The following is a 15418-nucleotide window of genomic DNA, read 5'->3' as shown; positions in this document are numbered from 1 at the left end:
GTTGCCCAGACGAACCGGGCTGCATGGCTTATCATTAGCCACCTGACGACACCCACCAAGGTTCTCCCCGGCATGCTGGCTATCTTCCTCACCACCCTGACCATCACCGCGCCGGTGTTTGCCATGCTGTTTTTGGGGGTGCTGCTCAAGCGCATCAACTGGATCAACGACAACTTCATCCACGTTGCATCGTCGCTGGTGTTCAACGTCACCATGCCGGCGCTGCTGTTTCTCGGCATCCTCCACGCCGACCTGCATTCGGCGCTCAAGCCCGGTTTGTTGATCTACTTTGCCGTTGCCACGCTGCTGAGCTTTGCCCTGGCCTGGGGCTGGGCGATCTTTCGCTGCCCGCGTGAAGACCGTGGCATCTATGCCCAAGGCGCGTTTCGCGGTAATAACGGCGTGATCGGCCTGGCGCTGGCGGCCAGCATGTACGGCGACTACGGCATCTCCCTTGGCGCGATTCTCGCGGCGCTGGTGATCCTGTTCTACAACACGCTGTCGACCATTGTGCTGGCGGTGTACAGCCCGGTGATCAAGTCCGACCCGTGGAGCATTTTCAAAAGCGTGATAGCCAACCCGCTGATCATCAGTGTGATCGTCGCCGCGCCGTTCGCGATCTTCAAGATCGGCTTGCCGGGGTGGCTGGAGTCGTCCGGGCAGTATCTGGCGGACATGACCTTGCCGCTGGCGCTGATCTGCATCGGCGGCACCTTGTCATTGGCGGCCTTGCGCAAAAGCGGGAGCATGGCCTTGAGTGCCAGCCTGGTGAAGATGATCGGCCTGCCGCTATTCGCGACATTGGGCGCGTGGCTGCTGGGCTTTCGTGGGCCGGAATTGGGGATTTTGTTTCTGTATTTCGGCGCGCCGACGGCGGCGGCGAGTTTTGTCATGGCCAGGGCGGCTGAGGGCAACCATGAGTTGGCGGCGGCGATTATTGTGATCACCACGTTGATGGCGGCGGTGACCACCAATATCGGGATTTTTGTGTTGCAGGCGGGTGGTTGGATCTAGGGTTTGTGGTGTGCTTGAGGGCCAATCGCAGGCAAGCCAGCTCCCACACTTGAACTGTGAATACATTCAGAATGTGGGAGCTGGCTTGCCTGCGATTGCGATCTAACAGTCACTACTGGTCTGCCTGATACGCCTCTATCACTTCCTGCGCCGCCCGAAACGCATCAATCGCCGCCGGCACACCCGCGTACACCGCGCAATGCAGCAGCGCTTCGCGAATCTCCTCCACCGTGCAGCCATTGTTCAGTGCGCCGCGCACGTGGCCCTTGAGTTCCTGTGGGCACTTGAGTGCGGTCAGGGCTGCAAGGGTGATCAGGCTGCGGGTCTTTAAGGGCAAACCCTCGCGATTCCACACGCTGCCCCAGGCATGTTCGTTGACAAAATCCTGCAGCGGCTGGGTGAACTCGGTGGCGTTGCCCAGGGCGCGATCGACGAACACGTCGCCCATCACCTGGCGACGCATCTCAACCCCGGGCTTTCTCTGATCGGTCATTGCGCTTCCCTCTTGTGTTGGCGACGCCAGGCTCGCAGCGTGCTGAGTACCAGAAACGCCACCAGCGCCGGCAGGACGTAATACAGCATCAGTTTTTCCAGCCGGGTAGCCAAGGGCATGCCGAACGTGAACGAGACCACATGCAATGCGTACACCAGGTACAGGCCCAGAAAGACCAGGCCTTCGGCGCGGGTGACTCGGTAACCGGTGTAGAACACCGGCAGGCACAGCGCCACCACGCCGAGCATTACCGGCAAATCGAAATCGAGGGCGTTGGGCGATACCGACAGCGGTGACGGCGCTACCAACGCGGTAAACCCCAGCACACCGAGCAGGTTGAACAGGCTGCTGCCGATTACATTGCCCACGGCAATCTCGCGCTCGCCGCGCACTGCGGCAATCAGCGAAGTGGCCAGGCACGGCAACGAAGTGCCGACGCCGATCAAGGTCAGGCCGACGATGCGCTCCGACAGGCCCAGGTCGCTCGCCACGTCCACCGCCGCGCCCAGCAGCAAATGCCCGGCCAGCACCAGAATCAGCAGCCCGCCGAGCATCAGCAGCACGCTGCTCAACCACGGCGCTCTGGCCACGGTGTCCAGCGTCCGCGGGCGCCGGGAATGGCGGGTCTGGTAATGCAGCACACCCAGGTAGGCCACCAGCGCTGCGAGCAGTACCAGCCCGTCAACGGGCGTTAAACTTTCATTGGCCGACAGGGTAAACACCAGCAGCGCGGCGCAAATCATCACCGGGATGTCCAGGCGCACCAGTTGTCGCGACACCCGCAGCGGGATGATCAGCGCAGACAGGCCCAGGGTGACGAGGATGTTGAATATGCTGCTGCCGATCACGCTGCCCACGGCGATATCGGTATTGCCGGCCAGTGTGGCTTGCAGGCTGACGGTCATTTGTGGCGCGCTGCTGCCGAAGGCGACGATGCTCAAGCCGATGATCAGCGGCCGCACCTTGAGGCTGGCCGCCAGGCGCACGGCGGCGCGCACCAGGATTTCGGCGCCGAGAATCAGCAGCAGCAGGCCGCTGACCAATTCGAGCAGGCTGAAGGGCGAGAGGGCGGTGAGTACGGAAATGGCCAAGGCTCCTGTCAGTTGCTCAGCGCTTGCACGCGAACCCGTGCGGTGCCGCTGCCCAGCATACCGAGTTGCTCAGCCGCTTTGCGGGAAACATCGATCAGACGGCCACGGGTGTGCGGGCCGCGATCATTGATGCGCAGCACGACGGATCTGTTGTTGTCGAGATTGGTCACCTTGACCCGCGTGCCGAAGGGCAGGCGCCGATGGGCGGCGGTCAGGGCGTATTGGTTGAAGGGTTCACCGCTGGCGGTTCTATTGCCATGGTGCTTGGCGCCGTAATAGGAGGCGGTGCCGGTTTCGTCGTAGCCGTTGGGGTCGATGAGGCCGCTGGCGCAACCGGCCAGCAGAGAGAACAGGGCCAGGAGGCCGAGTAGACGCTTCATGTTCAACAAACCCCCAATTTGAATGTGGGAGCTGGCTTGCCTGCGATGCAGGCACCTCGGTATTTCAGTGGCACCGAGGTGATGCTATCGCAGGCAAGCCAGCTCCCACATGAGGCCGAAGTGTTTATGGAATCCCACTCCGACCGTTCACCGCTGTCAGCCTTCGAGCTTGCTTTTGAGCAGTTCGTTCACCTGTTGCGGGTTGGCTTTGCCTTTGGAGGCTTTCATCGCCTGGCCGACAAAGAAGCCGAACATCTTGCCGCGCTTGGCTTCGTCTGCCGCACGGTATTGTTCAACTTGCTCGGCATTGGCGGCGAGCATCTCATCGAGCACGGCCGAAATAGCGCCGCTGTCGGTGACTTGCTTGAGGCCACGCTTCTCGATGATGTCGTCGGCGCTGCCTTCGCCTGCGGCCATCGCTTCAAACACGGTCTTGGCGATTTTGCCGGAGATAGTGTTGTCTTTGATGCGCAGCAGCATGCCGCCCAACTGCTCGGCGGTCACCGGGGCTTCGTCGATCTCCAGGCCCTGTTTGTTCAACAGGCTGCCCAGCTCAACCATCACCCAGTTGGCCGCCAGCTTGGCGTCGCCGGCAATGCTCACGACTTTTTCGAAGTAGTTGGCTTGCTCACGGCTGGAGGCCAATACGCTGGCATCGTAGACCGACAGGCCGAACTGTTCCTGGAAACGCTCGCGTTTTTGCGGCGGCAGTTCCGGCAGGGTGGCACGCACGTCATTAAGGAACGAGTCCTCGATGATCACCGGCAACAGGTCCGGGTCGGGGAAGTAACGGTAGTCGTTGGCTTCCTCTTTGCTGCGCATGGCGCGGGTTTCGTCTTTGTTCGGGTCGTACAGGCGCGTTTGCTGGATCACCTTGCCGCCGTCTTCGATCAGCTCGATCTGGCGACGCACTTCGGTGTTGATCGCCTTCTCGATGAAGCGGAACGAGTTGACGTTCTTGATCTCGCAGCGTGTGCCGTACTCGGCCTGGCCTTTTGGCCGCACCGACACGTTGCAGTCGCAACGCAGCGAGCCTTCGGCCATGTTGCCGTCGCAGATACCCAGGTAACGCACCAGCGCGTGGATGGTCTTGACGTAGGCCACGGCTTCCTTGGCGCTGCGCATGTCCGGCTCAGAAACGATCTCCAGCAGCGGTGTGCCGGCACGGTTCAGGTCGATGCCGGTGGCACCGTTGAATTCTTCATGCAGGCTCTTGCCGGCATCTTCTTCCAGGTGCGCACGGGTCACGCCGACACGTTTGATGGTGCCGTCTTCCAGCGGGATGTCCAGGTAGCCCTTGCCGACGATCGGCAATTCCATCTGGCTGATCTGGTAGCCTTTGGGCAGATCCGGGTAGAAGTAGTTTTTGCGCGCAAACACGTTGTGCTGGCCGATTTCGGCGTCAATCGCCAGGCCGAACATCACCGCCATGCGCACCGCTTCCTCGTTCAGCACCGGCAGTACGCCGGGCATGCCCAGGTCGACCAGGCTGGCCTGGGTGTTGGGTTCTGCGCCGAACGTGGTGGCGCTACCGGAGAAAATCTTCGATTGGGTGGCGAGCTGGGTATGAATCTCCAGCCCGATCACAACTTCCCATTGCATAGTGTTCTCCTCAGAAGCCGGTAGGGGTGCGAGTGTGCCAGTCGGTGTTCAACTGGTACTGGTGCGCCACATTGAGCAGGCGGCCTTCCTGGAAATACGGGGCGAGCAATTGCACGCCGACCGGCAGGCCATCGACGAAACCTGCGGGCATGGACAAGCCCGGCAAGCCTGCGAGGTTGGCGGTGATGGTGTAGAGGTCTTCCAGGTACTCGGCGATCGGGTCGCCGGTCTTGGCGCCGATCTTCCAGGCCGGGTTTGGCGTGGTCGGGCCGAGGATCACGTCGACTTCTTCAAAGGCGGCCATGAAGTCGTTCTTGATCAGGCGACGGATCTTTTGCGCCTTGAGGTAGTACGCGTCGTAGTAACCGGCGGAAAGTGCGTAGGCACCGACCATGATCCGGCGTTGTACTTCGGCGCCGAAGCCTTCGCCACGGGAGCGTTTGTACAGGTCGGTAAGGTCTTTCGGGTTTTCGCAGCGGTAGCCGAAGCGCACGCCGTCGAAACGCGACAGGTTCGAGGAGGCTTCTGCCGGCGCGATCACGTAGTACGCAGGAATCGCGTGCTGGTTGTTCGGCAGGCTGATTTCCTTGATCACGGCACCGAGCTTTTCCAGCTCTTTAATGCTGTTGTGCACCAGTTCGGCGATACGCGGGTCGAGACCGGCGCTGAAATACTCTTTCGGCACGCCGATACGCAGGCCTTTAAGCGAGGTATTAAGGCTGGCGCTGTAGTCCGGCACCGGCTCATCGATGCTGGTGGAGTCCTGTTTATCGAACCCGGCCATACCTTGTAACAATATTGCGCAGTCTTCAGCCGTGCGTGCCAGCGGGCCGCCCTGATCGAGGCTGGAGGCATAGGCAATCATGCCCCAACGGGAAACGCGACCGTAGGTCGGCTTCAAACCAGTGAGGTTGGTGAAAGCGGCGGGCTGGCGGATCGAGCCGCCGGTGTCGGTGGCCGTGGCCGCCGGCAGGAAACGCGCGGCAACAGCAGCAGCCGAGCCGCCGGAGGAACCGCCGGGCACGTGCTCCAGGTTCCACGGGTTTTTTACCGCACCGTAGTAGCTCGACTCGTTGGCCGAACCCATGGCGAATTCGTCCATGTTGGTCTTGCCCAGGGTCACGGCCCCGGCGGCCGCCAGCTTGGACACTACGGTGGCGTCGTAGGGTGCCTTGAAGTTGTCGAGCATCTTCGAGCCGCAGCTGGTGCGAATGCCCTGGGTGCAGAACAGGTCTTTGTGGGCGATGGGTGCGCCCAGCAGTGCGCCGTTTTCACCGTTGGCGCGACGTGCGTCGGCGGCCTTGGCCTGGCTCAGGGCCAGTTCCTCGGTGAGGCTGATAAAGCTGTTGACCTTGGGGTCCAGCGCGGCAATTCGCGCCAGCAGGGTCTGGGTCAGCTCTTCGGAAGAAAACTTTTTGTCGGCGAGACCGCGGGCGATCTCGGCCAGAGTCATGTGATGCATGAAAGGCTCTTTCCCTTTAGTCGATGACTTTCGGAACCAGGTACAGGCCGTTTTCGACCGCTGGCGCGATGGACTGGTAGGCCTCGCGATTATTTCGCTCGGTCACAACGTCTGCACGCAGGCGCTGGCTGGCTTCCAGCGGGTGAGCCAGGGGCTCGATGCCGTCGGTATTTACGGCCTGCATTTGGTCGACCAGCCCGAGAATGCTGTTCAGGGCTGCGGTGGTCTGTGGAAGATCGGCGTCATTAAGGCCAAGCGAGGCCAGATGCGCGATTTTTTCCACGTCGGAGCGTTCAAGCGCCATGGGTTTCTCCAGTGGAAAACAGAACGGAGGGCATCCGTGTGTTAGATTGTCGGAACACTACCGCATTTCTACGGTCATAAGGCCGCGATTGTGGGGGTTGGTGCACAGAAAGTCGGCCAATTTAGCACATTGGCGCCTTGCCCAAAATCCCTGTCGTTGTTAGAGTTTGCCGCACTTTTTTACCCACGCGTTGCCTAGGGTCCTTTCCCCATGTTCAAGAAACTGCGTGGCATGTTTTCCAGCGATCTTTCCATTGACCTGGGCACTGCCAACACCCTTATTTACGTGCGCGAGCGCGGTATCGTTCTGAATGAGCCATCGGTTGTGGCCATTCGGACCCATGGTAATCAGAAAAGTGTCGTTGCCGTAGGCACCGAGGCCAAGCGCATGCTCGGCCGTACACCAGGCAATATTGCTGCCATTCGTCCGATGAAAGACGGCGTGATCGCCGACTTCAGCGTCTGCGAAAAGATGCTGCAGTACTTCATCAACAAAGTTCACGAAAACAGTTTTCTGCAGCCCAGCCCACGTGTGCTGATCTGCGTTCCGTGCAAGTCCACCCAGGTGGAGCGTCGTGCCATCCGTGAATCGGCCCTTGGCGCCGGTGCCCGCGAAGTGTTCCTGATCGAAGAGCCTATGGCTGCCGCAATCGGCGCCGGCCTGCCGGTTGAGGAAGCGCGCGGTTCGATGGTGGTGGATATCGGTGGTGGTACTACCGAGATCGCCCTGATTTCCCTGAACGGTGTGGTGTATGCCGAATCCGTGCGTGTAGGCGGCGACCGTTTCGACGAAGCGATCATCACGTATGTACGCCGTAACTACGGCAGCCTGATCGGTGAGTCCACTGCTGAGCGCATCAAGCAGGAAATCGGCACCGCTTACCCGGGCGGCGAAGTTCGCGAAGTGGACGTTCGTGGTCGCAACCTGGCCGAAGGCGTTCCACGTGCCTTCACCCTGAACTCCAATGAAGTGCTGGAAGCTCTGCAAGAGTCGCTGGCCACCATCGTTCAGGCTGTGAAAAGCGCCCTGGAGCAATCGCCGCCGGAACTGGCTTCCGATATCGCCGAGCGTGGCCTGGTGCTGACCGGTGGTGGCGCCTTGCTGCGCGACCTCGACAAGCTGCTGGCCCAGGAAACCGGCCTGCCGGTGATCGTCGCCGAAGACCCGCTGACCTGCGTTGCCCGTGGCGGTGGTCGTGCACTGGAAATGATGGATAAACACACCATGGACCTGCTCTCCAGCGAATAAGATCGTTGGTTGCGCCATGCTTCGTCCGCAGGCAGCACTTTGCAGTGCTGCCTGTTGGCGTTTATCTTCTTCAATCTGCATCCAGGCCGGTTTGATGCCGTATGAATAAAGAGAACATTTGCCTGGGAGGAGCGGCTTATTAAACCGCTTTTCGCCAAAGGCCCCTCATTGGGCGTGCGCTTATTGGTGCTGGTCGTGCTTTCGGTCGCGCTGATGGTGGTCGATGCCCGCTTTGCACTGCTCAAGCCCGTGCGCAGCCAGATGTCGCTGGTGTTGATGCAGACTTACTGGATCACCGACCTGCCGCAACGTCTCTACCAGGGCGTGGCCAGCCAATTCGGCAGCCGCACCGAGCTGGTCGCCGAGAACGAAAAACTCAAGACTGAAAACCTGCTGCTGCAGGGGCGCATGCAAAAGCTCGCGGCCCTCACCGAGCAGAACGTTCGGCTGCGCGAGTTGCTCAATTCTTCGGCACTGGTCAACGAGAAGGTCGAAGTGGCCGAGTTGATCGGCATGGACCCCAACCCCTTTACCCATCGCATCATCATCAACAAGGGTGAGCGCGACGGTGTCGTGCTGGGCCAACCGGTGCTTGATGCCCGTGGCCTGATGGGCCAGGTGGTGGAGCTTATGCCCTACACCTCACGGGTATTGTTGCTGACGGACACCACCCACAGCATTCCGGTACAGGTCAACCGTAACGGCCTGCGGGCGATTGCCAGCGGCACCGGCAACCCGGAGCGTCTGGAGTTGCGTCACGTTGCCGACACCGCCGATATCAAGGAAGGCGACCTGCTGGTCAGCTCCGGTTTGGGTCAGCGCTTCCCGGCGGGTTACCCGGTGGCGACGGTCAAGGAAGTGATCCACGATTCCGGCCAGCCTTTCGCTATCGTGCGTGCCGTGCCAACCGCTGCCTTGAACCGCAGCCGCTATCTGTTGCTGGTATTCAGCGACAATCGCACTCCGGAAGAGCGCGCCAACGACGCCGCCCAGGCCCAGGAAGCGGAAGACAAGCAGAACGGTATAACGCCGATCGTTCCCGCAACGGTGCCCAAGCCCGCATTTGTTGGGCCGCCTGCACCGGTGGCAACTCCGGCAGCACCGGTGGCGACGCCCGTTAAACCTGCCACCCACAACGCCCGCCCGGCGAAACCCGCCGCAACCAAACCGCCTGCGTCGACGCCTGCCGCCACACCAGCCGCTCGACCAGCGGCCGCTGCCCCGGCAACCACGCGGCAGAGGGAGGAATAATGGCCGGTACTCATTCACGCAATGGTTGGATCGTCTGGCTGACCTTCGCCATCGGCTTATTGCTCAGCGTCTCGCCGCTGCCGCAATTCATGGAGATCCTGCGACCGCTCTGGCTCGCGTTGTTGCTCGCGTTCTGGTCGCTGACCCTGCCGCATAAAGTCGGGATGGTCACGGCGATGTGCCTGGGCTTGGCGGAAGACGTGCTCTATGGCACCTTGCTGGGTCAGAACGCATTGATCCTCACGCTGATTACTTTCCTGGTGCTGTCGTTGCAGCAGCGTTTGCGCATGTTCCCGATGTGGCAACAGTGCCTGGTGATCCTGGTGATCTTCGGCCTGGCGCAGTTGGTGCAACTGTGGCTCAGTGCCTTGACCGGCAACCGCCAACCGACCTTGGCGCTGGTGTTGCCAGCGTTGGTCAGTGCGCTGCTGTGGCCTTGGGTCAGTTTCGGCCTGCGTGGGTTACGTCGTCGCTATAAAATCAATTGAATGGATTGCGAGGCTCTGCCTGGTTATCAAACTCTACAGGGAGAGTCTGCAATGAATTCGCTTTACCTGGCCTCGGGCTCACCGAGGCGGCGTGAACTGTTGACCCAGATCGGTGTGCCTTTCACCGTGGTCAGCGCCGCCATTGATGAAACCCCTCTTACTAATGAACCCGCCGTTGCCTACGTCGAGCGCCTTGCGCGCGGCAAGGCCGAGGCGGGTTTTGCTGCGCTTGAACAAAGTGTGCAGGCCTGTGTGCTGGGTGCGGACACGGCGGTGATCGTGGATGGCCAGATCCTTGGCAAGCCCGTGGACCAAGCCGATGCCTTGGCGATGCTGATGGCGCTTTCAGGTCGTGAACATGAAGTGCTCACTGCCATTGCCCTCACCGACGGCCATCGTTGCGAAACGCGTTGTGTAAGCAGTCGTGTACGTTTTCGCGCTATTTCTGTCCAGGAAGCTACATCCTACTGGCACAGTGGCGAACCTGCGGACAAGGCCGGCGGCTATGCTATCCAGGGGCTGGGTTCGGTGTTTGTCGCCGGGCTCAATGGCAGCTATTCCGCTGTGGTCGGCCTGCCGGTGTGCGAAACCGCGCAACTGCTCGGCCAATTCGGCATACCCTGTTGGCAAAACCTTACCGCGCGCTGAACGCCTTTATTTGCGCGCCAAGCCTTAAGCGATCGGTCACTATTGTGAAAACGCCTGAACGAGACCCAGCCATGAGTGAAGAGATTCTGATCAATATCACGCCGATGGAATCGCGCGTGGCGGTGGTAGAAAACGGTGTTCTGCAGGAAGTGCACGTCGAGCGCACCCAGAAGCGCGGTATTGTCGGCAATATCTATAAAGGCAAGGTGGTGCGCGTATTACCGGGCATGCAGGCGGCTTTCGTCGACATCGGCCTGGACCGTGCCGCGTTTATCCACGCCTCGGAAATTTCCCTGCGTGAAGGCCCTGCGGTGGAAAGCATCAGCGCCCTGGTGCACGAAGGGCAGAGCCTGGTGGTGCAAGTCACCAAGGATCCGATCGGTTCAAAAGGCGCGCGGCTGACTACGCAACTGTCGATCCCCTCGCGCTATCTGGTGTACATGCCGCGTACCGCGCATGTGGGTATTTCCCTCAAGATTGAAGACGAAGCCGAGCGTGAGCGCCTCAAAAAGGTGGTCAGCGACTGCGTGGCGGCCGAGGGCATCAAGGAAGCGGGTGGGTTTATTTTGCGTACTGCGGCAGAAGGCGCCGGTGCAGACGAAATCCTCATGGACATCCGCTACCTGCGCAGGCTCTGGGACCAGATCGGCGCACAGATCAAAACCATTGGTGCGCCGAGTGTCATTTATGAGGACCTCGGTCTGGCGTTGCGTACCTTGCGTGACCTGGTCAGCCCGAAGATCGAGAAAATTCGCATCGATTCGCGGGAAACCTTCCAGCGCACTACGCAATTCGTGGCCGAGCTGATGCCGGAAATTGCCGACCGCCTGGAGCATTATCCTGGCGAGCGGCCGATCTTCGACCTGTATGGCGTCGAAGATGAAATCCAGAAAGCCCTGGAGCGCAAAGTGCCGCTCAAGTCCGGCGGCTATCTGGTGGTCGATCCGGCGGAAGCCATGACCACCATCGACGTCAACACCGGCGCGTTCGTGGGCCATCGCAACCTCGAAGAAACCATCTTCAAGACCAACCTCGAAGCGGCCACCGCGATTGCCCGTCAGCTGCGCCTGCGCAACCTGGGCGGCATCATCATTATCGACTTCATCGACATGGAAGACGAAGAGCATCAGCGCCAGGTGCTGCGCACCCTGGAGAAGCAACTGGAGCGTGACCACGCCAAGACCAACATTATCGGGATCACCGAGCTTGGTCTTGTGCAGATGACCCGCAAGCGCACCCGCGAAAGCCTTGAGCAAGTGCTGTGCGAGCCGTGCAGCAGTTGCCAGGGACGCGGCAAACTGAAGACCCCGGAAACGGTTTGCTACGAGATTTTCCGCGAAATCTTACGGGAGGCACGTGCCTATCAGGCGGAAGGTTATAGAGTGCTTGCCAACCAGAAAGTGGTCGACCGATTGCTGGATGAAGAGTCCGGTAACGTTGCTGAGCTTGAGGGTTTTATCGGGCGCACCATTCGTTTCCAGGTCGAAACCATGTATTCCCAGGAACAATACGACGTGGTGCTGCTCTGATCCCCAATCGCTTTCTTTATTCGAGACCGGCAGGCATTGATCTGCCGTCCGCTAACTGCCTTGAGGGTCGCCTGACATGGAGCGTCTGACACGCTTTTTTGCCGCCTTGACCCGTTGGGGCCTGGGCCTGTGCGCCTTGCTGCTGGTGCTGGCGGCGGTGTACGTGAGCCTGGGTCGTGAGTTGGTCCCACTGGTGGCGGAGTACCGCGCCGAAGTTGAAGCCAAGGCGCAGGCTGCGGTGGAGATGCCCCTGCACATCGGCAGCCTCGAAGGGCGCTGGAGTGGTTTCGCGCCGATATTGCTGGCCCACGACGTGATGGTCGGCGAAGGCAACAGCGCCTTGCGCCTGGATCAGGTTGAAGTGGTGCCGGATATCTGGGCCAGCCTGATGGCGCGCGAAGTGCGCATCGCCCACCTGGAAGTCAGTGGCCTGCAGTTGAGTGTCAAGGAAGACCAGGACGGCCACTGGGCGCTGCAAGGTTTGCCGGTGCAGGACGACCAGCCGATGGACCCGCAGCAGGTGCTCACGCGCATGCAGATGGTCAAGCGCGTGTCGTTGCTCGACAGCCAGGTGACATTGCAGCCGTTCGAGCAAGCGCCGTTGACCCTGACCTATGTGGGCCTGAGCCTGCATACCGGCAACACCCGCCAACGCCTGGATGCACGCCTCACCCTGCCGGACGGCCAGCCTTTGGCGCTGAGCCTTCGTAGCCGTATTCGTGCAAGCGCATGGAAAGAGGGCGAAGTCGAAGCCTACCTGAGCCTGCCTCAAAGTGACTGGGCCAAATGGATTCCCGTCAGGCTGACCCAGCAATGGAAGCTCACTCAGTTCAAAGCCGGTGGCGAGTTCTGGCTCAATTGGGGCAAAGGCACCGTCCAAAGTGCCGTGGTGCGCCTCAACTCACCGCAAGTAAAGGGCAGTTACGCCGACCGCAAACCTGTGCATATCGAAAACCTCGCCCTGACCGCCTACCTGCAACGCAGTGACAGTGGCCTTAAGGTGTTGTTCGATTCACTGGCGATGAACATCGGCGATACCCGCTGGGAATCACACCTGCAACTGCAACAAAGCGTGGCGACCGACAAAGACCAGGAAACCTGGAAGCTTCAGGCTGACCGCCTTGACCTGACCCCTGTTACCCCGCTGTTGAATGCCTTGGCGCCATTGCCGGAAGGTTTTGCCAAAACCATCGAGCACCTCAAGGCCACGGGCGTGTTGCGCAATGTGTTGGTGGATTTCCGTCCGCAGGACGCCACCGATAAAAAACTCAGCTTCGCCGCCAACCTTGAACGCATCGGTTTTGACGCGTACTTCGGTGCGCCAGCCGCACGGAACGTATCCGGGAGTATCAGTGGCGATTTGGGCCAAGGTGAGTTGCGTATGGACAGCAAGGATTTTTCCCTGCACCTGTACCCGATCTTCGCCAAGCCCTGGCAGTACATCCAGGCCAACGCGCGCCTGACATGGAAGCTGGATAAAGAAGGCTTCACCCTGATTGCCCCTTACATCAAGGTGCTGGGCGAGGAGGGCAAAGTGGCTGCCGACTTCCTGATTCGCCTGCACTTCGACCATGCCCAGGAAGACTACATGGACCTGCGGGTCGGTATGGTCGATGGCGATGGTCGTTTCACGCCCAAGTATTTGCCGGCCGTGTTGAGCCCGTCCCTGGATGAATGGCTGCGCACCGCAATTCTTAAAGGCGCCGTGGACCAAGGGTTCTTCCAGTACCAGGGTTCGCTCAACCATGACGCGCTGCCCGCTGCGCGCAACATCAGCTTGTTCTTCAAGGTGCATGACGCCGAACTGGCCTTCCAGCCGGGTTGGCCGCATGTGAGCAAGGTCAATGGCGAAGTGTTTGTCGAGGAGAGCGGCGTGCGCATCCTGGCCAGCAAGGGCCAATTGCTCGATACCAAGGTCAAGGACGTCTACGTCAATATTCCCCACGCGCCGGCTGGTAAAGACAGCCACCTGCTGATCACCGGTGGGTTTGCGGGCGGCCTGGGTGATGGTTTGAAGATCCTTCAGGACGCGCCGATAGGCACGGGTTCAACCTTTGCCGGCTGGAAGGGCGACGGCGACCTGCAAGGCAATCTGGACCTGGACATTCCGCTGGTCAAAGGCACCGAGCCCAAGATCGTGGTGGACTTCAAGACCGACAAAGCCCGTCTGCAATTGGCGGAGCCGACCTTGGACTTGACACAGCTCAAGGGCGATTTCCGCTTCGACAGCAGCAAGGGCTTGAGTGGCCAGAACATCTCGGCCCAGGCATTCGATCGACCGATCACCGCGCAAATTGTTGCCGATGGCAAGCCAGGCAACATCAGTACCCGCGTCACCGCCAAGGGCCAGGTCACGGTCAAGCGCCTGACCGATTGGTTAAAAATCAGCCAGCCGTTGCCAGTGTCCGGTGATATTCCGTACCAGCTGCAACTCACACTGGACGGCGCCGACAGCCAACTGATGGTCAGTTCCAATATGAAAGGCGTGGCGGTAGACCTGCCGGCGCCCTTCGGCATGCCGGCCAGCCAAGGCCGTGACAGCGTGTTCCGCATGACCTTGCAAGGCCCGGAGCGGCGTTACTGGTTCGATTATGGCGAACTGGCGAGCTTTACCTTTGCCTCGCCGCCGGACAAATTCAATGACGGGCGCGGGGAGTTGTTCCTTGGCGCCGGCAATGCTGTGTTGCCCGCAGCCAAAGGCTTGCGTATTCGCGGTGTGCTGTCGGAACTGGATATTGACCCATGGAAAAAACTCGCCAACCGCTACGCCGGTAACGACCCAGGCGGCAGCGCCAAACAGTTGCTCAGTGGTGCCGACTTCAAAGTGGGCAAACTGATCGGTTTTGGCACCCAGCTTGATCAGGCCAACCTTCAGCTGGACCGCAAGCCTGCCGCCTGGGGTTTGCAGCTCGACAGCCAGCAGGCCAAGGGCACGGTCAACCTGCCGGACGCCAAGGGCGCGCCGATTGCGATCAACCTGCAATACGTGAAGCTGCCGGCGGTGGACCCGACCGCGCAGGCCGACGAAAACGCACCGGACCCGTTGGCGGATATCGACCCCAAGGACATCCCCGCGCTGGATATCGCAATCAACCAGCTGTTCCAGGGCCCCGACCTGGTGGGCGCCTGGTCGCTGAAGATCCGCCCGACTGCCAAAGGCCTGGCCTTCAACAACCTCAACCTCGGCCTCAAGGGCATGCAGCTTAATGGTGCCGGCGGTTGGGAAGGCGCGCCCGGCGCCAGCAGCAGCTGGTACAAGGGCCGCCTGGACGGCAAGAACATTGCCGACGTGCTCAAGGGCTGGGGTTTTGCGCCGACCGTGACCAGCGAAGACTTCCATCTGGATGTGGATGGCCGTTGGCCGGGTTCGCCGGCCTGGGTTGGCCCCAAGCGTTTCTCCGGTAGCCTGGATGCGTCATTCCGTAAAGGCCAGTTTGTCGAAGTGGAAGGTGGCGCCCAGGCCTTGCGGGTGTTTGGTTTGCTCAACTTCAATTCGATCGGTCGCCGTTTGCGCCTGGACTTCTCGGACCTGCTCGGCAAGGGCTTGAGTTATGACCGGGTCAAAGGCTTGCTGGCCGCCAGTGATGGGGTGTTCGTCACCCGTGAACCCATCACCATGACCGGCCCGTCCACCAACCTGGAGCTCAATGGCACCCTGGACCTGGTGGCTGACCGTGTCGACGCCAAGCTGCTGGTCACGTTGCCGGTGACCAACAACCTGCCGATTGCCGCGCTGATTGTCGGCGCGCCCGCCATTGGCGGCGCGTTGTTCCTGATCGACAAGCTGATCGGTGACCGTGTTTCGCGCTTCGCCAGCGTGCAATACAAGGTTCAAGGCCCGTGGAAGGATCCAAAAATCACCTTCGACAAGCCATTTGAAAAGCCAAACTGAGAGCCTGTGGAGTAGC

General features: G+C 60.5%; 13 protein-coding genes. 7 read left to right on the top strand and 6 right to left on the bottom strand.

What is annotated here, in order from left to right:
- The first annotated feature begins 72 nt into the window (after positions 1–72).
- Positions 73–1014, top strand: coding sequence for an AEC family transporter (locus ACQY47_RS10240; protein WP_017138257.1), 942 nt, complete (start codon positions 73–75; stop codon positions 1012–1014).
- A gap of 112 nt (positions 1015–1126) precedes the next feature.
- Here ACQY47_RS10240 and ACQY47_RS10235 read toward each other — a convergent pair whose 3' ends face one another.
- The 6 genes from ACQY47_RS10235 to gatC form a co-directional block, all read right to left on the bottom strand.
- On the bottom strand, positions 1127–1507 hold the full coding sequence (locus tag ACQY47_RS10235; RefSeq protein ID WP_017138256.1) for a carboxymuconolactone decarboxylase family protein: 381 nt from the start codon (positions 1505–1507) through the stop codon (positions 1127–1129).
- Positions 1504–2550 (bottom strand): calcium/sodium antiporter, encoded by a 1047-nt coding sequence (locus tag ACQY47_RS10230; protein ID WP_138449103.1) that lies wholly within the window; start codon positions 2548–2550, stop codon positions 1504–1506. The genes ACQY47_RS10235 and ACQY47_RS10230 overlap by 4 nt, the downstream gene beginning before the upstream one ends.
- Positions 2551–2606: 56 nt before the next feature.
- On the bottom strand, positions 2607–2978 hold the full coding sequence (locus ACQY47_RS10225) for a septal ring lytic transglycosylase RlpA family protein (RefSeq protein WP_428557040.1): 372 nt from the start codon (positions 2976–2978) through the stop codon (positions 2607–2609).
- Positions 2979–3134: 156 nt separating this feature from the next.
- Entirely contained in the window at positions 3135–4580 is a 1446-nt protein-coding gene (gene gatB / locus ACQY47_RS10220; RefSeq protein ID WP_017138253.1) for an Asp-tRNA(Asn)/Glu-tRNA(Gln) amidotransferase subunit GatB, read from the bottom strand.
- Between the two features lie 10 nt (positions 4581–4590).
- Positions 4591–6042: an Asp-tRNA(Asn)/Glu-tRNA(Gln) amidotransferase subunit GatA gene (gene gatA / locus ACQY47_RS10215; RefSeq protein ID WP_065911562.1), complete on the bottom strand. Its 1452-nt coding sequence runs from the start codon at positions 6040–6042 to the stop codon at positions 4591–4593.
- A gap of 16 nt (positions 6043–6058) precedes the next feature.
- Positions 6059–6346, bottom strand: coding sequence for an Asp-tRNA(Asn)/Glu-tRNA(Gln) amidotransferase subunit GatC (gene gatC / locus ACQY47_RS10210; RefSeq protein WP_003188556.1), 288 nt, complete (start codon positions 6344–6346; stop codon positions 6059–6061).
- 210 nt (positions 6347–6556) lie between these two features.
- Here gatC and mreB point away from each other — a divergent pair, with 210 nt between their 5' ends.
- The 6 genes from mreB (at position 6557) to ACQY47_RS10180 (ending at position 15402) form a co-directional block, all read left to right on the top strand.
- Positions 6557–7594, top strand: a complete 1038-nt coding sequence (gene mreB / locus ACQY47_RS10205; RefSeq protein ID WP_002555108.1) for a rod shape-determining protein MreB — start codon at positions 6557–6559, stop codon at positions 7592–7594.
- 138 nt (positions 7595–7732) lie between these two features.
- Positions 7733–8845: a rod shape-determining protein MreC gene (gene mreC / locus ACQY47_RS10200; RefSeq protein WP_080593785.1), complete on the top strand. Its 1113-nt coding sequence runs from the start codon at positions 7733–7735 to the stop codon at positions 8843–8845.
- Complete coding sequence (mreD, locus tag ACQY47_RS10195; protein ID WP_017138250.1) at positions 8845–9333, top strand: rod shape-determining protein MreD; 489 nt, start codon at positions 8845–8847, stop codon at positions 9331–9333. Before mreC ends, mreD begins: the two co-directional genes overlap by 1 nt.
- A 51-nt stretch (positions 9334–9384) precedes the next feature.
- Positions 9385–9981, top strand: coding sequence for a Maf family protein (locus tag ACQY47_RS10190; RefSeq protein WP_017138249.1), 597 nt, complete (start codon positions 9385–9387; stop codon positions 9979–9981).
- Positions 9982–10052: 71 nt separating this feature from the next.
- The gene (gene rng, locus ACQY47_RS10185; RefSeq protein ID WP_010213134.1) at positions 10053–11510 is read left to right on the top strand and encodes a ribonuclease G; all 1458 of its coding nucleotides are present in this window, start codon (positions 10053–10055) and stop codon (positions 11508–11510) included.
- Between the two features lie 76 nt (positions 11511–11586).
- Positions 11587–15402, top strand: coding sequence for a YhdP family protein (locus ACQY47_RS10180; protein WP_428557039.1), 3816 nt, complete (start codon positions 11587–11589; stop codon positions 15400–15402).
- The last annotated feature ends 16 nt before the right edge of the window (positions 15403–15418 follow it).

This window comes from Pseudomonas edaphica (assembly GCF_965277385.1).
GTDB lineage: Bacteria > Pseudomonadota > Gammaproteobacteria > Pseudomonadales > Pseudomonadaceae > Aquipseudomonas > Aquipseudomonas edaphica.
Note: the sequence above shows the minus strand (reverse complement) of the source record. Positions and strands in the feature narration are given on the sequence as shown.

Excerpts from the sequence above, each read along its gene's own strand:
- ACQY47_RS10240 (WP_017138257.1), top strand. The coding sequence starts at position 73 with ATGCTGGCTATCTTCCTCACCACCCTGACCATCACCGCGCCGGTGTTT.
- ACQY47_RS10235 (WP_017138256.1), bottom strand. The coding sequence starts at position 1,507 with ATGACCGATCAGAGAAAGCCCGGGGTTGAGATGCGTCGCCAGGTGATG.
- ACQY47_RS10225 (WP_428557040.1), bottom strand. The coding sequence starts at position 2,978 with ATGAAGCGTCTACTCGGCCTCCTGGCCCTGTTCTCTCTGCTGGCCGGT.
- gatB (WP_017138253.1), bottom strand. The coding sequence starts at position 4,580 with ATGCAATGGGAAGTTGTGATCGGGCTGGAGATTCATACCCAGCTCGCC.
- gatA (WP_065911562.1), bottom strand. The coding sequence starts at position 6,042 with ATGCATCACATGACTCTGGCCGAGATCGCCCGCGGTCTCGCCGACAAA.
- gatC (WP_003188556.1), bottom strand. The coding sequence starts at position 6,346 with ATGGCGCTTGAACGCTCCGACGTGGAAAAAATCGCGCATCTGGCCTCG.
- mreB (WP_002555108.1), top strand. The coding sequence starts at position 6,557 with ATGTTCAAGAAACTGCGTGGCATGTTTTCCAGCGATCTTTCCATTGAC.
- mreD (WP_017138250.1), top strand. The coding sequence starts at position 8,845 with ATGGCCGGTACTCATTCACGCAATGGTTGGATCGTCTGGCTGACCTTC.
- ACQY47_RS10190 (WP_017138249.1), top strand. The coding sequence starts at position 9,385 with ATGAATTCGCTTTACCTGGCCTCGGGCTCACCGAGGCGGCGTGAACTG.
- rng (WP_010213134.1), top strand. The coding sequence starts at position 10,053 with ATGAGTGAAGAGATTCTGATCAATATCACGCCGATGGAATCGCGCGTG.
- ACQY47_RS10180 (WP_428557039.1), top strand. The coding sequence starts at position 11,587 with ATGGAGCGTCTGACACGCTTTTTTGCCGCCTTGACCCGTTGGGGCCTG.